Source organism: Austwickia sp., from assembly GCA_016699675.1.
GTDB lineage: Bacteria > Actinomycetota > Actinomycetes > Actinomycetales > Dermatophilaceae > Austwickia.
In genome coordinates, this window is record CP064985.1 from 413,242 (window position 1) to 433,018 (window position 19,777).

General features: G+C 71.6%; 13 protein-coding genes and 1 pseudogene. 9 read left to right on the plus strand and 5 right to left on the minus strand.

Annotated elements, in window-relative coordinates; genetic code table 11:
• Positions 1–13 precede the first annotated feature (13 nt).
• Positions 14–1,075, minus strand: coding sequence for an HlyC/CorC family transporter (locus tag IPK37_01915; GenBank protein ID QQS01261.1), 1,062 nt, complete (start codon positions 1,073–1,075; stop codon positions 14–16).
• Positions 1,072–2,397, minus strand: a complete 1,326-nt coding sequence (locus tag IPK37_01920; protein QQS01262.1) for an HlyC/CorC family transporter — start codon at positions 2,395–2,397, stop codon at positions 1,072–1,074. The genes IPK37_01915 and IPK37_01920 overlap by 4 nt, the downstream gene beginning before the upstream one ends.
• Positions 2,398–2,644: 247 nt before the next feature.
• On the opposite strand from IPK37_01920, the gene IPK37_01925 reads away from it, so the two are divergent.
• From IPK37_01925 to IPK37_01940, 4 genes are all read left to right on the plus strand, one after another.
• Positions 2,645–6,622, plus strand: a complete 3,978-nt coding sequence (locus IPK37_01925) for a multifunctional oxoglutarate decarboxylase/oxoglutarate dehydrogenase thiamine pyrophosphate-binding subunit/dihydrolipoyllysine-residue succinyltransferase subunit (GenBank protein ID QQS01263.1) — start codon at positions 2,645–2,647, stop codon at positions 6,620–6,622.
• Positions 6,623–6,769: 147 nt separating this feature from the next.
• A complete protein-coding gene (locus IPK37_01930) occupies positions 6,770–6,943 on the plus strand; it encodes a hypothetical protein (GenBank protein ID QQS01264.1) in 174 nt (57 codons plus the stop codon).
• Positions 6,944–7,039: 96 nt separating this feature from the next.
• Positions 7,040–7,675 (plus strand): G-D-S-L family lipolytic protein, encoded by a 636-nt coding sequence (locus tag IPK37_01935; protein ID QQS02607.1) that lies wholly within the window; start codon positions 7,040–7,042, stop codon positions 7,673–7,675.
• A gap of 45 nt (positions 7,676–7,720) precedes the next feature.
• Positions 7,721–8,773, plus strand: a complete 1,053-nt coding sequence (locus IPK37_01940) for a DUF4097 family beta strand repeat protein (protein ID QQS01265.1) — start codon at positions 7,721–7,723, stop codon at positions 8,771–8,773.
• A gap of 144 nt (positions 8,774–8,917) precedes the next feature.
• Here IPK37_01940 and IPK37_01945 read toward each other — a convergent pair.
• Both IPK37_01945 and IPK37_01950 read right to left on the minus strand, forming a co-directional pair.
• A pseudogene (locus IPK37_01945) lies at positions 8,918–9,739 on the minus strand (LLM class F420-dependent oxidoreductase).
• A gap of 29 nt (positions 9,740–9,768) precedes the next feature.
• Positions 9,769–10,737 carry a zinc-binding dehydrogenase gene (locus IPK37_01950; GenBank protein ID QQS01266.1) on the minus strand — a complete coding sequence of 323 codons (969 nt, stop codon included), beginning with the start codon at positions 10,735–10,737 and terminating at the stop codon, positions 9,769–9,771.
• 173 nt (positions 10,738–10,910) lie between these two features.
• Here IPK37_01950 and IPK37_01955 point away from each other — a divergent pair, with 173 nt between their 5' ends.
• From IPK37_01955 to IPK37_01975, 5 genes are read left to right on the plus strand one after another with little or no spacing between them, the layout of a single operon-like run.
• Positions 10,911–12,851 (plus strand): polysaccharide biosynthesis protein, encoded by a 1,941-nt coding sequence (locus tag IPK37_01955; protein QQS01267.1) that lies wholly within the window; start codon positions 10,911–10,913, stop codon positions 12,849–12,851.
• A complete protein-coding gene (locus tag IPK37_01960; GenBank protein ID QQS01268.1) occupies positions 12,848–13,870 on the plus strand; it encodes a polysaccharide biosynthesis protein in 1,023 nt (340 codons plus the stop codon). The genes IPK37_01955 and IPK37_01960 overlap by 4 nt, the downstream gene beginning before the upstream one ends.
• The gene (locus IPK37_01965) at positions 13,870–15,033 is read left to right on the plus strand and encodes an NAD-dependent epimerase/dehydratase family protein (protein ID QQS02608.1); all 1,164 of its coding nucleotides are present in this window, start codon (positions 13,870–13,872) and stop codon (positions 15,031–15,033) included. The genes IPK37_01960 and IPK37_01965 overlap by 1 nt, the downstream gene beginning before the upstream one ends.
• Before the next feature lie 20 nt (positions 15,034–15,053).
• Entirely contained in the window at positions 15,054–16,184 is a 1,131-nt protein-coding gene (gene wecB, locus IPK37_01970) for a UDP-N-acetylglucosamine 2-epimerase (non-hydrolyzing) (protein QQS02609.1), read from the plus strand.
• Positions 16,181–17,686 carry an O-antigen ligase family protein gene (locus IPK37_01975; protein QQS01269.1) on the plus strand — a complete coding sequence of 502 codons (1,506 nt, stop codon included), beginning with the start codon at positions 16,181–16,183 and terminating at the stop codon, positions 17,684–17,686. Before wecB ends, IPK37_01975 begins: the two co-directional genes overlap by 4 nt.
• On the opposite strand, the gene IPK37_01980 is transcribed toward IPK37_01975, so the two are convergent.
• Complete coding sequence (locus tag IPK37_01980) at positions 17,621–19,570, minus strand: methyl-accepting chemotaxis protein (protein ID QQS01270.1); 1,950 nt, start codon at positions 19,568–19,570, stop codon at positions 17,621–17,623. The two genes, IPK37_01975 and IPK37_01980, sit on opposite strands and share 66 nt — an antisense overlap.
• Positions 19,571–19,777: the final 207 nt, after the last annotated feature.

Below are 19,777 nucleotides of genomic sequence, written 5' to 3' on the forward strand. Positions count from 1 at the left end.
GTGTCGCAACGCATCAGCGATGCGGCCGAGTCCCCGGGACGCGTTGCGTGGAGTCCGTGACCTCGCCGACCAACTCCTCGAGCACGTCCTCGAGGAAGACGATGCCCACCACTCGTCCCCCGGGCTCGACGACCCGGGCCAGGTGCGAGCCCGTCTCCTGCATCGTCTCCAGCACGTCCTCGACCTCGTCGCCCGGCGCGACGGTGGCCAACCGGCGGATCCGCTTGACGGGGATGGCTAGGTGCCGCTCGTCATCGGCGGCGTACAGCACGTCCTTGAGGTGCACATACCCGCCGACCTCCCCCGAGGTGTGTGTGATGGGCACGCGGCTGAAACCGCGCTTGGCGACCAGCCGCTCGACGTCGTCCGGCGTACACCCGAAGGGCAGCGTGACGAGCTCGGACAGCGGTACGGCGACGTCGCCGGCCACCCGGTCGCTGAACTCCAGCACTCGCCGCGCCAGGTGCTGCTGTTGCTCCTCCAGCAGGCCCTCCCGGGCCGACTCCGCCACGATCGCGTTGACCTCCTGCGCGGTGAAGGCGCTGGTCACCTCGTCCTTGGGCTCCACCCCCAGGAGCCGCACGAGCGACTTGGCGATCCACTCCAGCACCCGGATCACCGGCCGCAACGCCCGAGTCAGATAGAGCAGCGCCGGCGCCAACCACAGCGCCGCCCGGTCGGGTCCGGCGAGGGCCAGGTTCTTCGGCACCATCTCCCCGATGACCACGTGCAGATAGGCCACGATGAGCAGCGCCAGCACCAGTCCGACCGCGTGCGCCGCGGCGGGCGGCAACCCGATCCGGTCGATGGGGCCGGCGATGAGGTGGTGGATGGCCTCCTCCGCCAGGGCGCCGAGCAGCAACGAGCACACCGTGATGCCCAGCTGGGCGCACGCCAGGAGTGACGCCACCCGCTCCAGGGCTTCCAGCGCGAGCTGCGCGCTGCGCCGACCCTGCTCCGCCAGCGGCTCCAACTGGCTGCGCCGGGCGGCCATCACCGAGAACTCGGCGGCGACGAAGAAGGCGTTGCCCAGGAGCAGGAGCACCGAGAACGCCAGCGCCAGCCCGGGCGTCATGACGGCTCCTTCTCGGCGGTCGGCGGGGGCTCGCTCGGCACGAACCGCACCCGATCCACCCGTCGGCCCTCCATGGCCTCGACCCGAACGACCCAGCCCGGGACGCGCACCTCGTCACCGACCGCGGGCAGGCGCCCCAGCACGGCCATCACGAACCCGCCGACGGTCTCGTACGCCCCGGAGTCCGGCACCTCCGCGCCGAACTTCTCCCGCACCTCGTCCGGCCGCCACATCCCAGGGACGCTCCACCGTCCCCGCGCGTCCCGCCGGGCCGTGCTGCGGGTCCGGTCGTGCTCGTCGGCCACCTCGCCGACCAGCTCCTCGACGACGTCCTCGAGCGTGACCACCCCCGACGTACCGCCGTATTCGTCCACGACGATCGCGATCTGGTGACCTGCCCGCCGCAACAACACCAACAGCGGGTCCAGCCCGATGGTCTCCGGGACGAACGTCGGCGGCGTCATCAGCCCGGACACCGGCACCCGGGCGCGGCGCTCGTGCGGCACGGCCACCGCCTTCTTCACGTGCACCATGCCGTCGACGTCGTCCCAGTCGTCGCCGAGCACCGGGAACCGCGAATGCCCGGTGCGGCGCGCCAGCTCGACGACGTCCGCGACGGTCGCCGTACGGTCCACCGAGACGCACCGCACCCGAGGCGTCATCACGTCCGCGGCCGTCCGCGAGCCGAAGTCCAGGGAGCGCGTCATTCGCTCGGCGAGATCCTCATCGAGCGTGCCCGCCTGCGCGCTGCGCCGCACGATCGAGGCGAGCTCCTGCGGAGTCCGGGCCGCCGACAGTTCCTCCTGCGGCTCGATGCCCAGCGACTCCAGGATGGCGTTCGCCGACCCGTTGAGCACGATGATGAGGGGCCGCATCACCAGCGCGAACATGCGCACGGGAGCGGCGACGATCTTGGCCATCGGCAGCGGCTCGGAGATCCCCAGGAACTGCGGCACCAGCTCCCCGAACACCATGGAGAACAGGGTCGCCACGATCAGGGCCACCAGCGACGCGACGGCCGCGGCGCTCTCCGCCGGCACGCCTGCCCGCGCCACGGGTCCCGCGAGCAACTGCCCCACCGACGGCGTCGCCAGGTAGCCCAACGCCAGCGTGGTCAGCGTGATGCCGACCTGGGCGGCGGAGAGCTGCGTCGACAGCGTGCGCAGGGAGCCCAGCACGCTGCGCGCCCCCGCGTCGCCGGCCTCGGCCGCGCTCGTCACGCGCGATCGGTCGAGCGCGACCAGGGAGAATTCCGCGGTGACGAACAGTGCCGTGCCGATCGTCAGCAGGACGCCCACCCCGACGAGGAGCCACTCGGTCATAGTGGAGCCATCCTAGAGAGCCCTACCGACAACCCACGAAGAGCCCGCGCCCGCCCGGCCGCGCGCCTCCCGTTGTGGGCCGCAAGGGGCCGGCCCGGGCGGCAGCCTCGGGCGGTGGGCCGGGGAGTGACCCAGCCCACCTTAGGCATCCCTCGCACGGTAGCCTGGCACCGGCGGACCAGCGAAGTCGTCGGCTGGCCGCTGTTGATGGCCGATCCCGGCGACGTGCGAGAGAGACGAGTACGCCGTGGCACAGCTGCCCGCTCAGAGCGACCCCACCAGCTTCGGACCGAATCAGTGGCTGGTCGATGAGCTGTACGAGCAGTACCTCGAGGACAAGAACGCCGTCGATGAGGCCTGGTGGCCGTTCTTCGACGGCTACATGGCGCGGGGGAAGCAGGGCGGCAACGGATCGGCACCGAGTTCTCGTACGTCGAGCGCGGCAGCCCCACCGGCGCCGCAGCAGGGCTCCCCCGCCGCCGGGCAGCAGCCCGGACCACGCCGGGCTCCCGCCCCCGCACCGGCACCGGCCGCGGCCGCGAGCACGGGGTCCGCCCCCACGCCCCAGCCGGCCGCGCCCAACCCCCCGGCGCAGCACGCCGCGCAGAAGCAGGCCGACGCCGCCGCCGCCCCGCAGGCCGGCGAGGGCGACCAGGCCGCCACCAAGCCCGCGCCCGACCGCGCCGCCGCCGCCACGACCGGTGCCGAGTCCAAGGCCGCGAGCGCCGGCGGCGACGAGACCAGCCCCGCCGCCCCCGCGCCGGGCGCCAAGGCCGCACCCACCCCGCGCGACACCCCGCAGGTGAAGAACCCCAAGGCCGACGACCAGGACGTCGTCAAGGCCATCAAGGGACCGGCCGCTCGCATCGTCACGAACATGGACGCCTCGCTCGCCGTACCGACGGCCACCAGCGTGCGCGCCGTACCGGCGAAGGCGATGATCGACAACCGCGCCGCGATCAACCAGCACCTGCGCCGCACCCGCGGCGGCAAGATCAGCTTCACGCACCTCATCGGCTACGCGATCGTGCAGGCCCTCAAGGTCCTGCCGGACATGAACGCCAACTTCAAGCTCGACGACGCCGGCAAGCCGGTGCTCATCCAGCCCGCGCACATCAACTTCGGGCTCGCGATCGACCTGCCCAAGCCGGACGGCACCCGCAGCCTCGTCGTCCCGTCGGTCAAGGCCGCCGAGAAGACGGACTTCTTCCACTTCTGGAACGGCTACGAGGAGCTCGTGCGCAAGGCCCGCACCGGCAAGCTCACCGTCGACGACTTCGCGGGCACCACGATCTCGCTGACCAACCCCGGCGGCATCGGCACCGTGCAGTCCGTACCGCGGCTCATGCAGGGCCAGGGCGCGATCATCGGGGCGGGCGCGCTGGACTACCCGGCCGAGTGGCAGGGCAGCTCGATGGAGACCATCGCCCGGCACGGCATCAGCAAGATCATCACGCTGACCAGCACGTACGACCACCGCATCATCCAGGGCGCCACCAGCGGCGAGTTCCTCAAGATCGTGCACGCGCTGCTGCTCGGCGAGAACGGCTTCTACGACGACATCTACACCTCGCTGCGGATCCCGTACGAGCCGGTGCGCTGGGCCCGCGACGTCCTGTCCAACCACGAGGACGACCTGGGCAAGGCCGCCCGCGTGCAGCAGATCATCCACTCCTACCGCGTGCGCGGGCACCTGCTCGCCGACACCGACCCGCTGGAATACCGGATGCGCAAGCACCCGGACACCGACCTGGAGACCTACGGCCTGACCCTGTGGGACCTGGACCGCGAGGTGGCCACCGGCGGCTTCGGCGGCAAGGAACGGGCCACGCTCAAGGAGATCCTGGACGTGCTCCAGGACAGCTACTGCCGCACCATCGGCGTGGAGTTCATGCACATCCAGGACCCGGAGCAGCGGCACTGGATCCAGGAGAAGGTCGAGGTCAAGGCGACCAAGGTCAGCCGCGACGAGCAGATGCGCATCCTGCGGCGCCTGAACGCGGCGGAGGCCTTCGAGACGTTCCTGCAGACGAAGTACGTCGGGCAGAAGCGGTTCAGCCTGGAAGGTGGCGAGTCGGTCATCGCCTTGTTGGACCGGGTGCTGGTGCGGTCGGCGGCCGACGGCATGGACGAGGTCTGCATCGGGATGCCGCACCGCGGTCGCCTGAACGTGCTGGCCAACATCGCGGGCAAGAGCTACGCCCAGATCTTCCGCGAGTTCGAGGGCACCCAGGACCCCAGCAGCGTCCAGGGCAGCGGCGACGTGAAGTACCACCTGGGCACGGAGGGAGTCTTCTCCTCCGAGGACGGCCAGACGACCAAGGTCTACCTCGCCGCCAACCCCAGTCACCTGGAGGCCGTCAACCCGGTCCTGGAGGGCATCGTCCGGGCCAAGCAGGACCGCATCAACAAGGCCGGCGAGGAGTTCACCGTCCTGCCGATCCTCATGCACGGCGACGCGGCGTTCGCGGGACAGGGCGTGGTCCTGGAGACCCTGCAGCTGTCCCAGCTGCGCGGCTACCGCACCGGCGGCACCATCCACGTCGTCGTCAACAACCAGGTCGGCTTCACCACCGCCCCGTCGAGCTCGCGATCTTCGGTGTACTCCACCGACCCCGCCCGCACGATCCAGGCGCCGATCTTCCACGTCAACGGCGACGACCCCGAGGCGTGCGTGCGGGTCGCGGAGCTGGCCTACGAGTTCCGCCAGGAATTCGCCAAGGACGTCGTGATCGACATGATCTGTTACCGGCGCCGCGGCCACAACGAGGGCGACGATCCCTCGATGACGCAGCCCCTCATGTACAAGCTCATCGAGGCCAAGCGCAGCGTTCGCAAGCTCTACACGGAGTCGCTCGTCGGCCGTGGCGACATCACGCTCGAAGATGCCCAGGCCGCGCTGCAGGACTACCAGAGCCGGCTGGAGCAGGTCTTCGTCGAGACCAAGGAGGCGACGCGCACGCACAGCGCGAGCGTCTCCAGCAACGCCGCGATCATGGACGGGCTGGAGCGGCCCGAGGCGCAGATCGAGGACGAGATCCGCTCGCACCGCACCCACTCGACCGCCATCAGCACGGAGCTGTTGGAGAAGATCGGCGACCTGTGGACCAGCTGGCCCGAGACGTTCGAGCCGCACAAGAAGCTACGGCAGATGCTCGAACGGCGTAGGGCGATGACCCGCGACGGCGGGGTCGACTGGGGCATGGGCGAGCTGCTCGCGTTCGGGTCGCTGCTGAGCGAGGGTACGCCGGTGCGGCTGGCCGGCCAGGACTCCCGGCGCGGCACGTTCGTGCAGCGGCACGCGGTCCTCATCGACCGGACCAACGGCAAGGAGTGGACGCCGCTGCTTTACCTGGGCGACGGCCAGGCCCGGTTCTGGGTGTACGACTCGCTGCTGAGCGAGTACGCGACGATGGGCTTCGAATACGGCTACTCGGTGGAACGACCCGACGCGTTGGTCCTCTGGGAGGCCCAGTTCGGCGACTTCGCCAACGGCGCGCAGATCATCGTGGATGAGTTCATCTCCAGCTCGGAGCAGAAGTGGAACCAGCGCAGCTCGGTGGTGCTGCTCCTGCCGCACGGCTATGAGGGCCAAGGCCCGGACCACAGCTCGGCCCGCATCGAGCGCTACTTGCAGCTGTGCGCCCAGGACAACATGACCGTGACCTACCCGAGCACTCCGGCCAGCCATTTCCACCTGCTGCGCCGCCAGGCCTACGCGCGGCCGCGCAAGCCGCTGGTCGTCTTCACGCCGAAGCAGCTGCTCCGGCTGAAGGCCGCCACCAGCGCGGTGGAGGACTTCACGACGGGCCGCTTCGAGCCGGTGCTGCGCGACAAGGCCCCGCTCGACGGCAACGCGGTGACGCGGGTGCTGCTCGCCTCCGCCCGGGTCGTCTACGACCTGGAGGCGGAGCGGGACAAGCGCCAGGACGGGTCGACGGCCATCCTGCGCGTCGAGCAGCTCTACCCGGTGCCCGCGCGGGAGATCGCCGAGGCGGTCAAGGCGTACCCGAACGCCGAGTTGGTCTGGTGCCAGGACGAACCGCAAAACCAGGGCGCCTGGCCGTTCATGGCCGTCAACCTGCCGGGGCTGCTCGCGGACGCCGGCGAGGAGCGGCCGGTCCGGGTGGTCTCGCGGCCCGAGTCGGCGGCCCCGTCGACCGGCTCGCACAAGCAGCACGACCGGGAGCGGGACACCCTCTTGCGCGACGCTTTCGACCGCTGATCGCGGCGCGAGCAGGACACTGATCGCCGCCGAGCAGGACACTGATCGCCGCGCGAGCAGGACGGTGATCGGTGCGCGGGCAGGCCGCCGAGGCCGGGCGAAAGCCCGTGTCCCCGGCGGCCTCCCGCGTGCGGCAGAATGCTTCCCGTGTACTTCACCGACCGCGGTATCGAGGAACTGGCGGCCCGCCGCGGGGCAGAGGAAGTCACCCTGGACTGGCTGGCCGACCAGTTGCGGACGTTCGTCGACCTCAACCCCGAGTTCGAGATCCCGATCGAGCGCCTCGCGACCTGGCTCGCCCGTCTGGAGGACGACGACTAGCGGCAGACGACGAGACGACGCGACGAGCTGGGACGAGGACTGAAGAGGGCTGTGAGCATCGACAACGGCAGGGCAAACGACGGGGGCCTGCCCCCCATGGAGTTCATCGCCAGCGCAGACGCCCTCGCGGCGGACGGACCCCGCGACGTCGGCCTGGTCTTCGTCGGCGACTCCTTCGTCGCCGGCTACGGAGATCCCAAGGCGCTCGGCTGGGTGAACCGGGTGGTGGCCCGCACCACCCATCCCGACCTGGATCTCACGGCGTACAACCTGGGCATCCGCGGTCAATCCTCCGCCGACCTGCTGAACCGGTGGCGCTCGGAGGGCATGCCCCGGTGGGCCGAGCGGCGCGAGCGGCGGCTCGTCGTCGGCATCGGCCAGGCCGACCTCGATCAGGACCTCACGATCGCGCGGTCGCGGCTCAACATCGCGAACATGCTGGACGACGCGACGGCGAGGGGCATCTCGACGTTCGTCGTCGGCCCCCCGCCGACGCTGGACCCGGAGTTCAACCGCCGCCTCGAGTCGCTGGTCGAGGCCCAATCCGACGTGTGCGGGCGGCGCAGCGTCCCCTACGTCGACTGCTACTACCCCCTCCTCGAGCACGACCAGTGGCTCCAGGAGTTGGGTGCCTCCTCGGACCAGCGCCATCCCGGCCAGGCCGGCTATGGGCTGCTCGCCTGGCTGGTGCTGCACGGCGGCTGGGAGCACTGGCTGCAGATCGCGCCCTGAGGAGGCTGGCGTGGCGCCGGGGGCGAGGTGACGCCGGGAGGCGGGATGGACGACGTACGCCGGGTGTCCGGCGCGGAAATCCTGACCTGCCCGCAGAAGATCTCGTCGGTGACGGTGTGGCTGGGCGGCGGTGACCTCGCGGTCCTGCCGTGCGGCGCCGACGAGCCCGCCCGCGTGGAGGTCCACGAGGTCTCCGGGCCGCCGCTGTCGGTGTCCTGGGTCGAAGGTGCGCTCCGGGTCGAACATCGAGAGCCCGGCGAACAGCTCTGGGCCGCGCTGCGCCGCGCCGTCTCGGCTCTGGCCTTGCCGGCCACGCGGCTCGCCCTGGTGGTGCCGGCGGGTGCCGCGGTGACAGTGCGGACGGCGACGGCGGCGGTGTACGTCGAGGGCCTGACGGCCGCTCTCGCCATCACCACGGTGAGCGGCGCGGTGACCCTGCGGGACGTGAGCGGGGTGACGGACGTGACCACCGGGGCCGGCGCCGTCCAGGCCACGCACCTGGCTGGCCAGCTCAAGGTCAAGACGGCCACGGGCGGGGTGGCGGTGCAGGGGGCAGAGCTGCGGGCGGCCGGGCTGGCGACGGTTTCCGGGCGGCTGTCTCTGGACCTTGCGGTGTCGAACTGCCTGGTGACGTCGACGACGGCCGGGGGTTCCCTGGACGTGCGGGCCCCGCGCGGGGCCGGTTATGACCTCACGGCGTCCGCTCCCCGCGGGGCGGTGTCCATCGACGGTGCGGTGGTACTCCCGGACGGCGATGATCCTCGCGAGCGCCCTGGCCCTGGCCCTGGCCCCGGCGCGGGCGCGGGGGACGTGGCCGCGCCTGAGGTACCCGGCGCAGAACCCGACCTATCCGGCGAGACAGACAACGCACCCGGCGCGGAACGCGACGCAGACGGCGCAGAACCCGACCTGTCCGGCCCGGCACACGACGTACCAGGCGAAGGCCCTGCGGAACCTGGCGGGGACGAGGGCACCGGCGCGGCCCAGGGTCGGCGCGGAACGGTGCATCGCGGCGAGGGTGACCGGGCGCTGGTGATCAAGGCGCGCACGCGGTCCGGGTCGGTGTCCCTGCGCCGCGAGCTGCCCGGCAGTCCCTGACGGAGCCCTTGGTCTCGGCATCACTTGGTCACACGCGCGAAATGGGCCGACGCCCCCCGATATTTCCCGAGCCTCGGCCCATTTCGCGACCGTCGCGCCGTGGGGGTCAGGCCGGGGTCGCGCCCGGCGCCGAGCGCGGAGCGATCAGGCCCGACGGCCGGCGTTGTGGGCGTCGCGCCAGGTCAGCCAGGGCGCCACGAAGTCGAGGTCGTAGTGCGGCCCGCCCACGCCCATCGTGAACAGGGTCGCGCCGTGCCGGAGCAGGGGCTCCCCCTCGATCTCCGGTGCCGCGGGTTGGCGACCCTCGCGGCCGAGGCCGCCGACGCCGATGGACACCTCGATCTCACCCATGTCGCGACCAATGGCCGCGCAGTGTCCGCGCAGCACCTCCAGCTTGCGGGGCAATTCCGCTTGATCGAACGAATGCCACACGTGCGCGTGCCGCGCGACGAGCGGAAGCGTCTTGCGTTCGCCGCCACCGCCGATCAGCACGGGGATGGGTCGCGTGGGCGGCGGGTTCATGGCCTCCCACCGGGCCTCGATGCGGGGCAGAGCCGCGCCGAGGTCATCCAGGCGGGAGCCGACCGTGCCGAAGTCGTAGCCGTAGGCCTCATAGTCCCGCTCTAACCACCCCGAACCGATCCCCAGGATCAGTCGGCCGCCGCTGATGTGGTCGACCGTGCGCGCCATGTCGGCGAGCAGGTCGGGATTCCGATACGAGTTGCCGGTCACGAGCACGCCGATGTCGACGCGGTGGGTCTGCTCGGCCCACGCCGCCAGCGTCGTCCAGGCCTCGAAGTGCGCGCCGTCGGGATCGCCGGAGAGCGGGAAGAAGTGATCCTAGGTGAAGATCACGTCCACGCCGAGGTCCTCCGCGCGCGAGACGGCGTCCCTCAGCGCCGCGTACTCGGCGTGTTGGGGCTGCAGCTGCAGCCCGATCCGGATCGGACGCGTCTCCCCGCTCACGGCGACGCCGCCCACGTCACTCGAGCCGCTCACGCGGTGAAGGCGATCTTGCCGAAGTTCTCGCCGGCGTGCATGAGCTCGAATCCGCGTCGTGCCTCCGCCAGCGGCAGGACCGTCTCGATCTGCGGCTCGATCCCGCGGGTCTGCACGAACCGGGTCAGGCGCTCCAGTTCGTGCCGGTTGCCCATCGTGGAACCGACGACCCGCAGCTGACGGAAGAAGATCTTGGTCAGCTCCGTCTTGGGGGGGTTGTCGCCGCTGGTGGCGCCGGTGATCACGATGGTGCCGCCGGGACGGAGCACGTTGACGGAGTGCGACCAGGTGGCCGCGCCGACCGACTCAATCACCGCGTCGACCTTCTCGGGCAGCCGCTCGCCGGACTCGAAGACCGCCTCGGCGCCCAGCTCCAGCGCCGCGGCCCGCTTCGCCTCCGACCGCGTCGTCGCCCAGACCCGCAGGCCCGCCGCGACGCCGAGCTGGATCGTGGCCGTGGCGATGCCCCCGCCCGCGCCCTGCACGAGCACCAACGAACCGGGCGTGACATCGGCGTTGCTGAAGAGCATCCGGTACGCCGTGAGCCACGCCGTGGGCAGCGCAGCCGCGACCTCCCAGCTCATCCCGGCCGGCTTGTCGATGAGGTTGGCGTTCGGCACGAGGACCTTCTCGGAGAACGTCCCCTGGTGCACCTCGGAGAACAGCGACCGCTTCGGGTCGAGGGTCTCGTCGCCGCTCCAGCCCTCGCTCGCGATCACCGCGTGCATGATCACCTCGCGGCCGTCGGGCGTGACGCCGGAGCCGTCGCAGCCCAGGGTCATCGGCAGACGGTCCGCGGGCAGGCCCACCCCCTGCAGGGACCACAGGTCGTGGTGGTTGAGCGTGGCCGCTTTCAGGTCGACCACGGTCCATCCGGGGCGCTCCTGCGGCTCAGGCCGCTCCCCCACGACGAGCCCCGCGAGCGGATCGGTCTTCGACTGGCTTTCGCAGTAGACGGCGAGCATGGTCGTCAGCCTACGCAGCGACAACCCGCGGCGGCGGCGTGGGGCGCTCGCCTTGCCGAAGGGCTCGAGTGGCCGGGACCGTCCGGGACCCGCCCGACTGGGCGCGCCCGCCGAGGGCCTCGCGCGAGCCCAGCTAGGCTGGGGTGCGCAATCGAAGGCCTAGGGAGGGATTCGTGTCGACGCAGTCGCCCACGGCTCGCGCGCGCGTCCGCCGCTGGCTGTGGGCCGCGATCGATGTGCTCGTCTGGGTGGTCGCCGTCGTCGCGGCCGTGTGGCTGCGCCACGACTTCTCGTTCCCGGTCGGCGTCAAGCGCTACATGGTGCTGTTCGGTGTGTTCTGCGGGTTGCTGCAGGTGGTCTCGGGCACGCTCCTCGGGCCGTACCGGGTCAGCCACGCCCGCGGCAGCTTCGAGGAGACCTTCGACCTCATGCGGTCGTTCCTCGCCACGACGGCGGTGGCGGCGGCGATCCAGCTCGTGGGCTGGCCCCCTGCGCCGTACCCCCGTTCCGCCGCCGTCATCGGCGGCGGCTGGGCGCTGCTGGGAGCGTTCGGCCTGCGGATCCTGTTCCGGTCCTTCCGCACCCACGAGATCCGCGGCCGCAATGACGTGGCCGAACGCGCGATCGTGTACGGCGCGGGCGACACCGGCCGCCGACTCATCAAGAGCGCCCTGCGCGAGCAGGACGCCGGCATCCTGCCCGTGGCCATCCTCGACGACACCAAGGAACGCGCTCGCCTGAAGATCGAGGGCATCGGCGTGCGCGGCGGCAAGGCCGACGTGGCCCCGGTCGCCGCGGCGGTCGGAGCGACGATGCTCATCGTCGCCGCCCCCCACGCCACCTCGGCCGACCTGCGCGAGCTCTCGGAGGGGGCCAACCAGGCCGGACTGACGGTCAAGATCCTGCCCAGCCTGTCGGACGTGCTCGACGAGTCGGCCGGCAGCGGAGGCGGTACGTCGGGTGGGGTGCGCGACCTGCGCGATCTCGACCTGACGGACCTGCTCAGCCGCCCGCCGGTGCACCTCGACACAACGGTCATCGCGGCGCAGATCCAGGGCCGCCGGGTGCTCGTGACCGGGGCCGGGGGGTCCATCGGGTCGGAGCTGTGCCGCCAGCTCGCCAAGTTCGCGCCGGCGCGCATCTACCTGCTCGACCGAGACGAGTCGGGCCTGCAGTCGACGCAGATGAGCCTCACCGGCCAGGGGCTGCTCGCCAGCGACGACGTACTGCTCGCGGACATCCGCGACCCGGAGGGTCTGCGCCTGGTCTTCGAACAGGCCCGCCCGCAGGTGGTCTTCCACGCGGCGGCGCTCAAGCACCTGCCGCTGTTGGAGAGCTTCCCGCTGGAGGCCTGGAAGACCAACGTGCAGGGCACGCTCAACGTGCTGGAGGCCGCGGCCGCCGTGGGCGTGGAGGCCTTCGTCAACGTCTCCACCGACAAGGCGGCCGACCCGACGTCGACGCTCGGCTACAGCAAGCGGTGCACCGAGCGGCTGACGGCCCACTTCGCCGACACGCAACCCGGCCGCTACGTCTCCGTGCGGTTCGGCAATGTGCTGGGCTCGCGCGGGTCGATGCTGCACGCCTTCACCGCCCAGATCGCGGCCGGTGGGCCGGTCACGGTGACCCACCCGGAGGTGCAGCGCTACTTCATGCTGATCCCCGAGGCCTGCCAGCTCGTGCTGCAGGCGGGCGCCATCGGCCACGACGGCGAGGTGATGGTGCTGGAGATGGGCGAGCAGGTCAAGATCCTCGAGGTGGCCCGCAACCTCATCCGCGCGTCCGGCAAGAAGGACGTCAAGATCGTCTTCACCGGCCTGCGCCCGGGCGAGAAGCTGGGCGAGGACCTGTTCTCCGACGCCGACCCCCGCCGCGAGACCGCGCACCCCCTCATCGACGCCGTCGACGTGCCCGGCCTGTCCCCGGCGCTCGTGCACCGGACCGGCCTGCACGACGCGGTCTCGGCCTACGCGTGGATGCGCGGCGCCGCGCTGGGCACGGAACCGGACACGGTGACGCCGGCCAACGCCGTGTCCCCGGTCGCCGCGAGCGGCAGTCCGCTGGAGGGCGGCGAGGACGCCGTCGACCCGACCCGAGTCCGGGAGGACCGATGACCACCCTGTCCGGCGCGACCGTTGCCATCACCGGGGGGACGGGCTCGTTCGGCGCCACGATGGCCCGGCACCTGCTCGCCGACGGCGTCGGCGCGGTGCACGTCTTCTCCCGGGACGAGGCGAAGCAGCACGACATGCGGTTGCGGTTCGGCGACCCGCGGCTGCGGTTCTTCCTCGGCGACGTCCGGGACGCCGAGTCGGTGGCGAAGGCGTTCGTGGGGGCCGACTACGTCTTCCACGCGGCGGCCCTCAAGCAGGTGCCGAGCTGCGAGTTCTTCCCGCAGCAGGCGGTCAAGACCAACGTCCTCGGCAGCCACCACGTCATCGAGGCCGCCGCAGCAGCGGGCGTTCGCTCGGTGGTCTGCCTATCCACGGACAAGGCCGTCTACCCGGTCAACGCCATGGGCATGACCAAGGCCCTCATGGAGAAGACCGCCCAGGCCTTCGCGCGGCAGCAGCCCAACAGCGCAACCACGATCAGCGTGACCCGCTACGGCAACGTCATGTATTCCCGCGGCTCCGTCATCCCCCTCTTCGTGCAGCAGGTCATGTCGGGCAAGCCGCTGACGATCACCGAGCCGAGCATGACCCGCTTCCTCATGAGCCTGGAGGAGTCGGTGGACCTGGTGCGCTACGCCTTCGAGCACGCGCAGCCGGGCGACCTGTTCGTGCGCAAGGCGCCGGCCTCCACCGTGGAGATGTTGGCCCGGGCCGTGGCCGACCTGCTCGGCCACCCGGACCACCCGATCCGCGTCATCGGGTCCCGGCACGGGGAGAAGCTGCACGAGACGCTGCTGTCCCGCGAGGAGATGGTCAAGGCGGACGACCACGGCGATTACTACCGCGTTCCGGTGGACGCGCGGTCGATGCAGTACGAGCAGTACTTCGAGGAGGGCACCGAGGCCGTGGCCCAGCTGACCGACTACACCAGCGAGAACACCGAGCGGCTCGATGTGGCGGGCACCAAGGCCATGCTCATGACGCTGCCGGAGATGCAGCAGATCGTGGCGGGCCTGTGATGCGGCTGGTGGTGACGGGGGCGGCGGGGTTCCTCGGCTGGCACACGCGGGCAAGGGTCGCCGCCCTCGACGGCGTCGAGGCGATCCCCATCGACCGTACGGCGTTCGCCGGCCAGGCCGTGGAGGAGGCGCTGCGCGAGCTCGGTCCCGGCGACGCGGTGCTGCACCTCGCGGGGATCAACCGCGCCTCGAGCGACGACCAGAGCGAGGTGCGGGACGGCAACATCGCCCTGGCCGACCGGCTCATCGCGGCGTACGAGGCCACCGGCTGCCGCGCCCGTCTCGTCGTCGCCGGGTCCCTCCAGGCCGACATGACCGGGGCGGCCGAGTCGCCGTACGGCGTCGGCAAGCGGCTGGCCGCCGAGAAGCTCGCGGCGTACGCCGAGCGGGCGGGCGTGCTGTGCGCCGAGGTGCGGCTGCCGAATCTGTATGGGGAGCACGGGCGCCCGGCGTACAACTCGTTCGTCGCGACGTTCGCGCACCGCATCGCCGCGGGCGAGGAACCGCAGGTGAGTGGCGACCGCGAGATCCCGCTGCTGCACGTGCAGGACGCCGTCGCCGACCTGCTCGCGGCCGCGGCCGAGCCCGACCCGCCGCCGCTGATCCGGCCGACGGCGGTGACCCCGCTGCGCATCTCGTGGGTGGCCGAGCGGCTGGCGGCGTTCCACGAGGTCTATCGCCACGGCCAGATCCCCGCGCTGCACGACGCGGTCGACGTCCGGCTGTTCAACGTCCTGCGGGCGGCGATGTGGGACCAGGGCGCCCGCTCGTTCGCGCTGACCCCGCAGGCCGACCACCGCGGCGCGTTCGTTGAGGTGCTGCGGCAACACGGGGGGCAGGGGCAGAGCTCGTTCTCCACCACGGTCCCCGGCGTGACCCGCGGCGACCACGTGCACTTCCGCAAGATCGAACGGTTCGTGGTGGTGCGCGGCACCGGCCTGATCCGGCTCCGCAAGCTCGCCGGGGATCCCGCGGAGATCATCGAGATCCCGGTCCACGGCGAGACACCCACCGCCGTCGACATGCCCACGCTGTGGACCCACGCCATCACCAACGTGGGCACCGACGAGATGCTCACGCTGTTCTGGATCAACGAGCTCTACGACCCCGCCGACGCCGACACCCATCCCGAAAAGGTTCTGCAGGAAGGCAGCCCGTCGTGAGCACCGCCCAGACGAAGGTGATGACCGTCGTCGGGACCCGGCCGGAGATCATCCGGCTGTCCCGGGTGATGGCCCGCCTCGATGCGACCGTGGACCACGTGCTCGTGCACACCGGGCAGAACTACGACTACGAACTCAACGGGATCTTCTTCGAGGAGCTGGGGATCCGGAAGCCGGACCGGTTCCTCGAGGTCGACACGGGCTCCCTCGGCGCGGTGCTGGGCGGCGTGCTCGCCAAGACCGAGGAGGCCATCCTCGCGGAGCGACCGGACGCGCTGCTGGTCCTGGGTGACACCAACTCCTGCATCGCCGCGCTGATGGCCCGCCGGATGAAGGTGCCGGTCTATCACATGGAGGCCGGCAACCGCTGCTTCGACCTCAACGTCCCGGAGGAGACGAACCGCCGGATGGTGGATCACGTCTCCGACTACAACCTCGTCTACACGGAGCACGCCCGGCGCAACCTGCTCGCCGAGGGCATGCACCCGCGCCGGGTGCTGCTGACCGGATCGCCGATGAAGGAGGTCTTGCGGCATCACGCGGGCCAGTTCGCGGCGTCGACCGTGCTCGCCGACCTGGGGCTGCGGCGGCGCGAGTTCCTGCTGGTCAGCGCCCACCGCGAGGAGAACGTCGACTCCCCCGCCCGGTTGTCGGCCCTGCTGGACTGCCTGGAGGCGGCCCAGTCCGCGTACGACGTACCGATGCTCGTCTCCACCCACCCGCGCACCCGCAAGCGGCTGGACGCGCTCCTGGCCGACACGGGGCGCACCCTGGCCGACGGCATCACCTGGCACAAGCCGCTGGGGTTCATCGATTACGTGCGCTTGCAACAGGAAGCACTCGCCGTGCTCTCCGACTCCGGCACGATCAGCGAGGAGTCCTCGATCCTGGCGTTCCCGGCCGTCACGCTGCGCGACTCCATCGAGCGGCCGGAGGCGCTGGACACCGGCGCCATCGTGATGACCGGCCTCGACCCCGGCAACGTGGTGGAGGGCGTGCGCACCGTCCTGGCCGGCCGCGACGAGCACGGCGACGTGCACCCGGTGGTGCCGGCGGACTACGCCATCGACAACTGCTCGGAGCGGGCGGTGAAGTTCCTCCTGTCCACGCATCGCCGCCACGAACAGTGGTCCGGGATCCGACCGTCGTGAGCTCGGCGACGCCCCCGCGGCGGCGTCGGGTTGCGCGGACCGCAACCGAGACCGCACCCAAGACCGCCGCCGAGAAAGCCGTCGAGCGCGCCGCGCCCTGGGCCATGGTGGTGATCGGCCTGTTGCTGGCCTGGCAGTCCCAAATCTCCCTGCGGCTCAGCGGACCGGCGCGGCTCGCGGTGCTGGCGCTGGGCGTGCTGGCCGTGCTCGTCGCCGTCGCCCGCCTCTGGCGGCTGCGCTGGTGGCGCTCCCCCGTGGTGCTGACCTGGTGGGCGTGGTGGGCCGCCCTGGCCGTCGCGGCGACACTGACCTGGCGGTCGCTGCCGATCGGTGAGACGCCCGTCCTCGGGGAGGTGCGCGCGGTGGTCTCCGCCCGGGAGGAGATCGCGCAGCTCGGGCTGGGCGCGGCCGCCGCCTCGGCCCTGCTGGTGCTGTCCCGCGGGGAGCGTCGGGGGGTGCGCGGGTTTCGGTGGCTCTGGCTCGCGATCCTGGTCACGACGGCGCCGGTCGCCCTTTGGGAGATCCGCACCGACCAGCACATCGTCCTGAGCCGGTGGGGCGAGGGGGTCTGGAACTTCACCCCGCACGTGCCCGCCGCCACGTTCACCAACCCGAACAACTACGCGTGCGTGCTGGTCGCCGTCGTCGGTGCGCTGCTCGGCTGGTCCCTCGCCGGGATGTGGGGGCGGGCGTCGCGCTGGGGGGCGGCGCTGCTGCTGGCCGCCGCGGTCTTCGCCACCTGGCTGGTCTGGGCCACGCTGTCGCGCGGTGCGTTCGCCGCGATCGCCGTCCAGCTCGTCGTCGCCGCCGTGGGGCTCGCCGCCGCGCTGGGCCTCGGCGCCCGGTTGCGCGCCTCGCGAGCGGGCCGGCTCGGCGCCACCGTCGTCGGCGCCTTGCTGGCGGTGGGGTTGCTGGCCAGCTTCGTCGTACCGGCCCTGGCCGCCCGCAATCCGCTGCTCCGAGCACCGAAGGCCGGCGAGGAGGCCTCGGATGCCCAACGGATCGAGCTGATCCGCGCCGGGCTGCGCTACTGGCGGGAGAGCCCGTGGCTGGGCACCGGGCCGGGGACGTACGAGTACCACCTCGCCACCGGGCGGCCCGTCGGCGTCCCCGATCCGACCATCAACGCGCACAACGCGTTCGTGGAGATCCTGAGCCAGTACGGGCTGCTCGGGACCGTTCCCCTCGCGCTGTTGGTGGGGGTGCTGGGCTGGTACGCCGTGCGCCCGGCGCGACGCGAACGGGCGCTCGCGACATGCGGGATCTCGGCGCGGGTCGAGATCGGCGCGCTGCTGGTCGCGTTCGCCGTGACGGGGGTCGTCGTCAGCTCCGCGCTGGCCATGCCCCTGTGGTGCGTGATGCTCGCGCACGCCACCGCGGTGGCCTGGTCATGCGACCCCGGAGAACGGGGCGCCGGGTCAGCCGAATGCGCCGGGTCAGCCGGTGAAGTGGAACCGGCCCACGATGGCGTCCAGCTCGCCCGCGACCCCGGAGAGCCGTGAGGCGGTCTTGCTGTTGGACCCCGCGGCCTGCTGGGCCCCCGTGGCGTCCCCGGCGACCCGGTCCACGATGTCGGCGATGGAGGTGCTCTGCGCGGCCGCGCTGCGCACATGCTGCTCGATCTCGCGCGTCGTCGCGTCCTGTTCCTCGACGGCCGCCGAGATGGTCGCCTGCACCTCGCTCATCTGCCCGATCACGGTGGTGATCTCCCCGATCGTCTGCGCCGCAGCGCGCGAATCCGACCGGAGTTGATCGATCTGGCGGGCGATGTCCTCGGTCGCCTCGCTGGTCTCCCGGGCCAGGTCCTTGACCTCGCTCGCCACGACCGCGAAGCCCTTGCCGGCCTCCCCCGCCCGCGCCGCCTCGATCGTCGCGTTGAGCGCCAGCAGGTTGGTCTGCTCGGCGATGGCCGCGACCGCCTTGAGCACGTCGCCGATCCGCTCGCTGGACACGCCCAGCTCGGCGACCGTCTCGCGGGCGTGGCTAGCCACCTCGACGGCGTTCGCCGCGATGCCCTGGGCGTGCGCGGCGGACCGGGCGATCTCTGCGATGGACGCGGCCATCTCCTCGCTGGCCGTGGCCACGGAACCCACCGCGTCGGAGACCTGCCGCGCCGAGGAGGCGGTCTGGACCGCGCGGCCGGCGGAGTCCGTGGCCGCGCTGCAGATGGCTTCGGACGCCGCGGTGAGGGCACCGGCCCCGCTGTTCACCTCGGCGGCGCGCGAGCGCACATCGCCCAGCGAGGCCTCCAGCGCATCGAGGGCGCCGTTGACGGCCAGGCCCATGCGCCCGATCTCGTCCTGGCTGGTGACGGTGATGCGGTCGGTGAGGTGTCCCTCGCCCAGCCGCTCCAGAACCGCGCGCACGTTGGCCAACGAGCAACACAGCCGCTTCATCTGCCAGGCGGCGAGCCCCACCGTCAGCGCGATCGCGGCGACGAGGCCGCTCACCAGGAGGGCCAGGTTGCGCGTGGCCGTCGCCGCGAGGTCGCTCGCCCGCGAGCCGATCGCGTCGAGGCTCTTCACCTCGATGGCCCGCATCTCGTCGATCCGGGCGGTCGCCGCAGCGAACCAGTCCTCCGCGGTGGTCGTGAAGCCCGTGATCCGGGAGAAGTTGTCGGTCTCCATCTTCGCGACCCGCTGGGCGGCTTCGGTGTCCAGCAGCGCCTTCGCCGCGCCCTCGGCGGCCGCGCCGCCACTGGCGGCGTAGCTGGTCAGGAATGCCTCCCGGGCGGCCGAGAGGCCGTTGATCTTGGCCTGTTGCCCGGGCGCGTAACTCCCGGCGGCCAGGACCCCGGAGAGCTGGGCCCGCTCCTGACCCATCCGCTCCTTGGCCTGCGCGAAGGACTGGATGGCGGAGATCTGCGCGGCGAGGTGCGCCTCGCCGGCGGATTCGGCCATGGGCGACAGGGACCACAGGAGCCCCCCGATCCCGGTGGTGTAGTAGCCCACGGCCTCCGGCCCGGTGAGATTCAAGGCGTCGGCCTTGCTGCGGGTGGTGTCCAGGCCGTCGAAGGCGCCGAGCGCGCTCGTCGAGGCCGCGAGCACGGTGCCGTCGATGCCGGGGCCGCCCGCGAGGTAGTTCTTCAGCGCGACCTTGGCCTCGGTGGTGGACTGGCGCAGCCCGGGAAGCTTGTCCGTCATCTTGCGACCCTTGGCGGCGATGAACGTGTTCGTCGCGCCCCGCTCGGCCTGCAGCGAGTGGACCAGGCTGGTGGTCAGGGTCGACAACCGAGCCAGCCCGACCAGCGTCTGTGCCCGGGACCGAGCCGAGCTGGCATCCGCGATCTGCGACGCGGAGAGCGGGATGAGCATCACCAGGGGCACGGCGATCAGCCCGGCGAGCTTGGCTCGCACGGATAGGGCGGACGGGCGCAGCGCAACCACGACGGCTCCTCTAAATCTTCGCGTTCGGGGCCATTCGACCTGCGGGAAGCCCGTCGACCGGCGCTGATCCATCATGAGAGGGCTCCTCACGGTTGCCGAAAATTGATGACCGCGAAGAATGGGGACGACCGAAAGCCGGGGCGGTGCCGCCGCCCCACCGACGAGGAGCCACGCACGTGTTTCGCTTGGGCATCGCCATTGTTCGCG

What these genes read in the sequence shown, in the direction of transcription:
- IPK37_01915 (QQS01261.1), bottom strand. Translation starts at nt 1,075, where the DNA reads ATGACGCCCGGGCTGGCGCTGGCGTTCTCGGTGCTCCTGCTCCTGGGC.
- IPK37_01920 (QQS01262.1), bottom strand. Translation starts at nt 2,397, where the DNA reads ATGACCGAGTGGCTCCTCGTCGGGGTGGGCGTCCTGCTGACGATCGGC.
- IPK37_01935 (QQS02607.1), top strand. Translation starts at nt 7,040, where the DNA reads ATGGAGTTCATCGCCAGCGCAGACGCCCTCGCGGCGGACGGACCCCGC.
- IPK37_01940 (QQS01265.1), top strand. Translation starts at nt 7,721, where the DNA reads ATGGACGACGTACGCCGGGTGTCCGGCGCGGAAATCCTGACCTGCCCG.
- IPK37_01950 (QQS01266.1), bottom strand. Translation starts at nt 10,737, where the DNA reads ATGCTCGCCGTCTACTGCGAAAGCCAGTCGAAGACCGATCCGCTCGCG.
- IPK37_01960 (QQS01268.1), top strand. Translation starts at nt 12,848, where the DNA reads ATGACCACCCTGTCCGGCGCGACCGTTGCCATCACCGGGGGGACGGGC.
- IPK37_01965 (QQS02608.1), top strand. Translation starts at nt 13,870, where the DNA reads ATGCGGCTGGTGGTGACGGGGGCGGCGGGGTTCCTCGGCTGGCACACG.
- wecB (QQS02609.1), top strand. Translation starts at nt 15,054, where the DNA reads ATGACCGTCGTCGGGACCCGGCCGGAGATCATCCGGCTGTCCCGGGTG.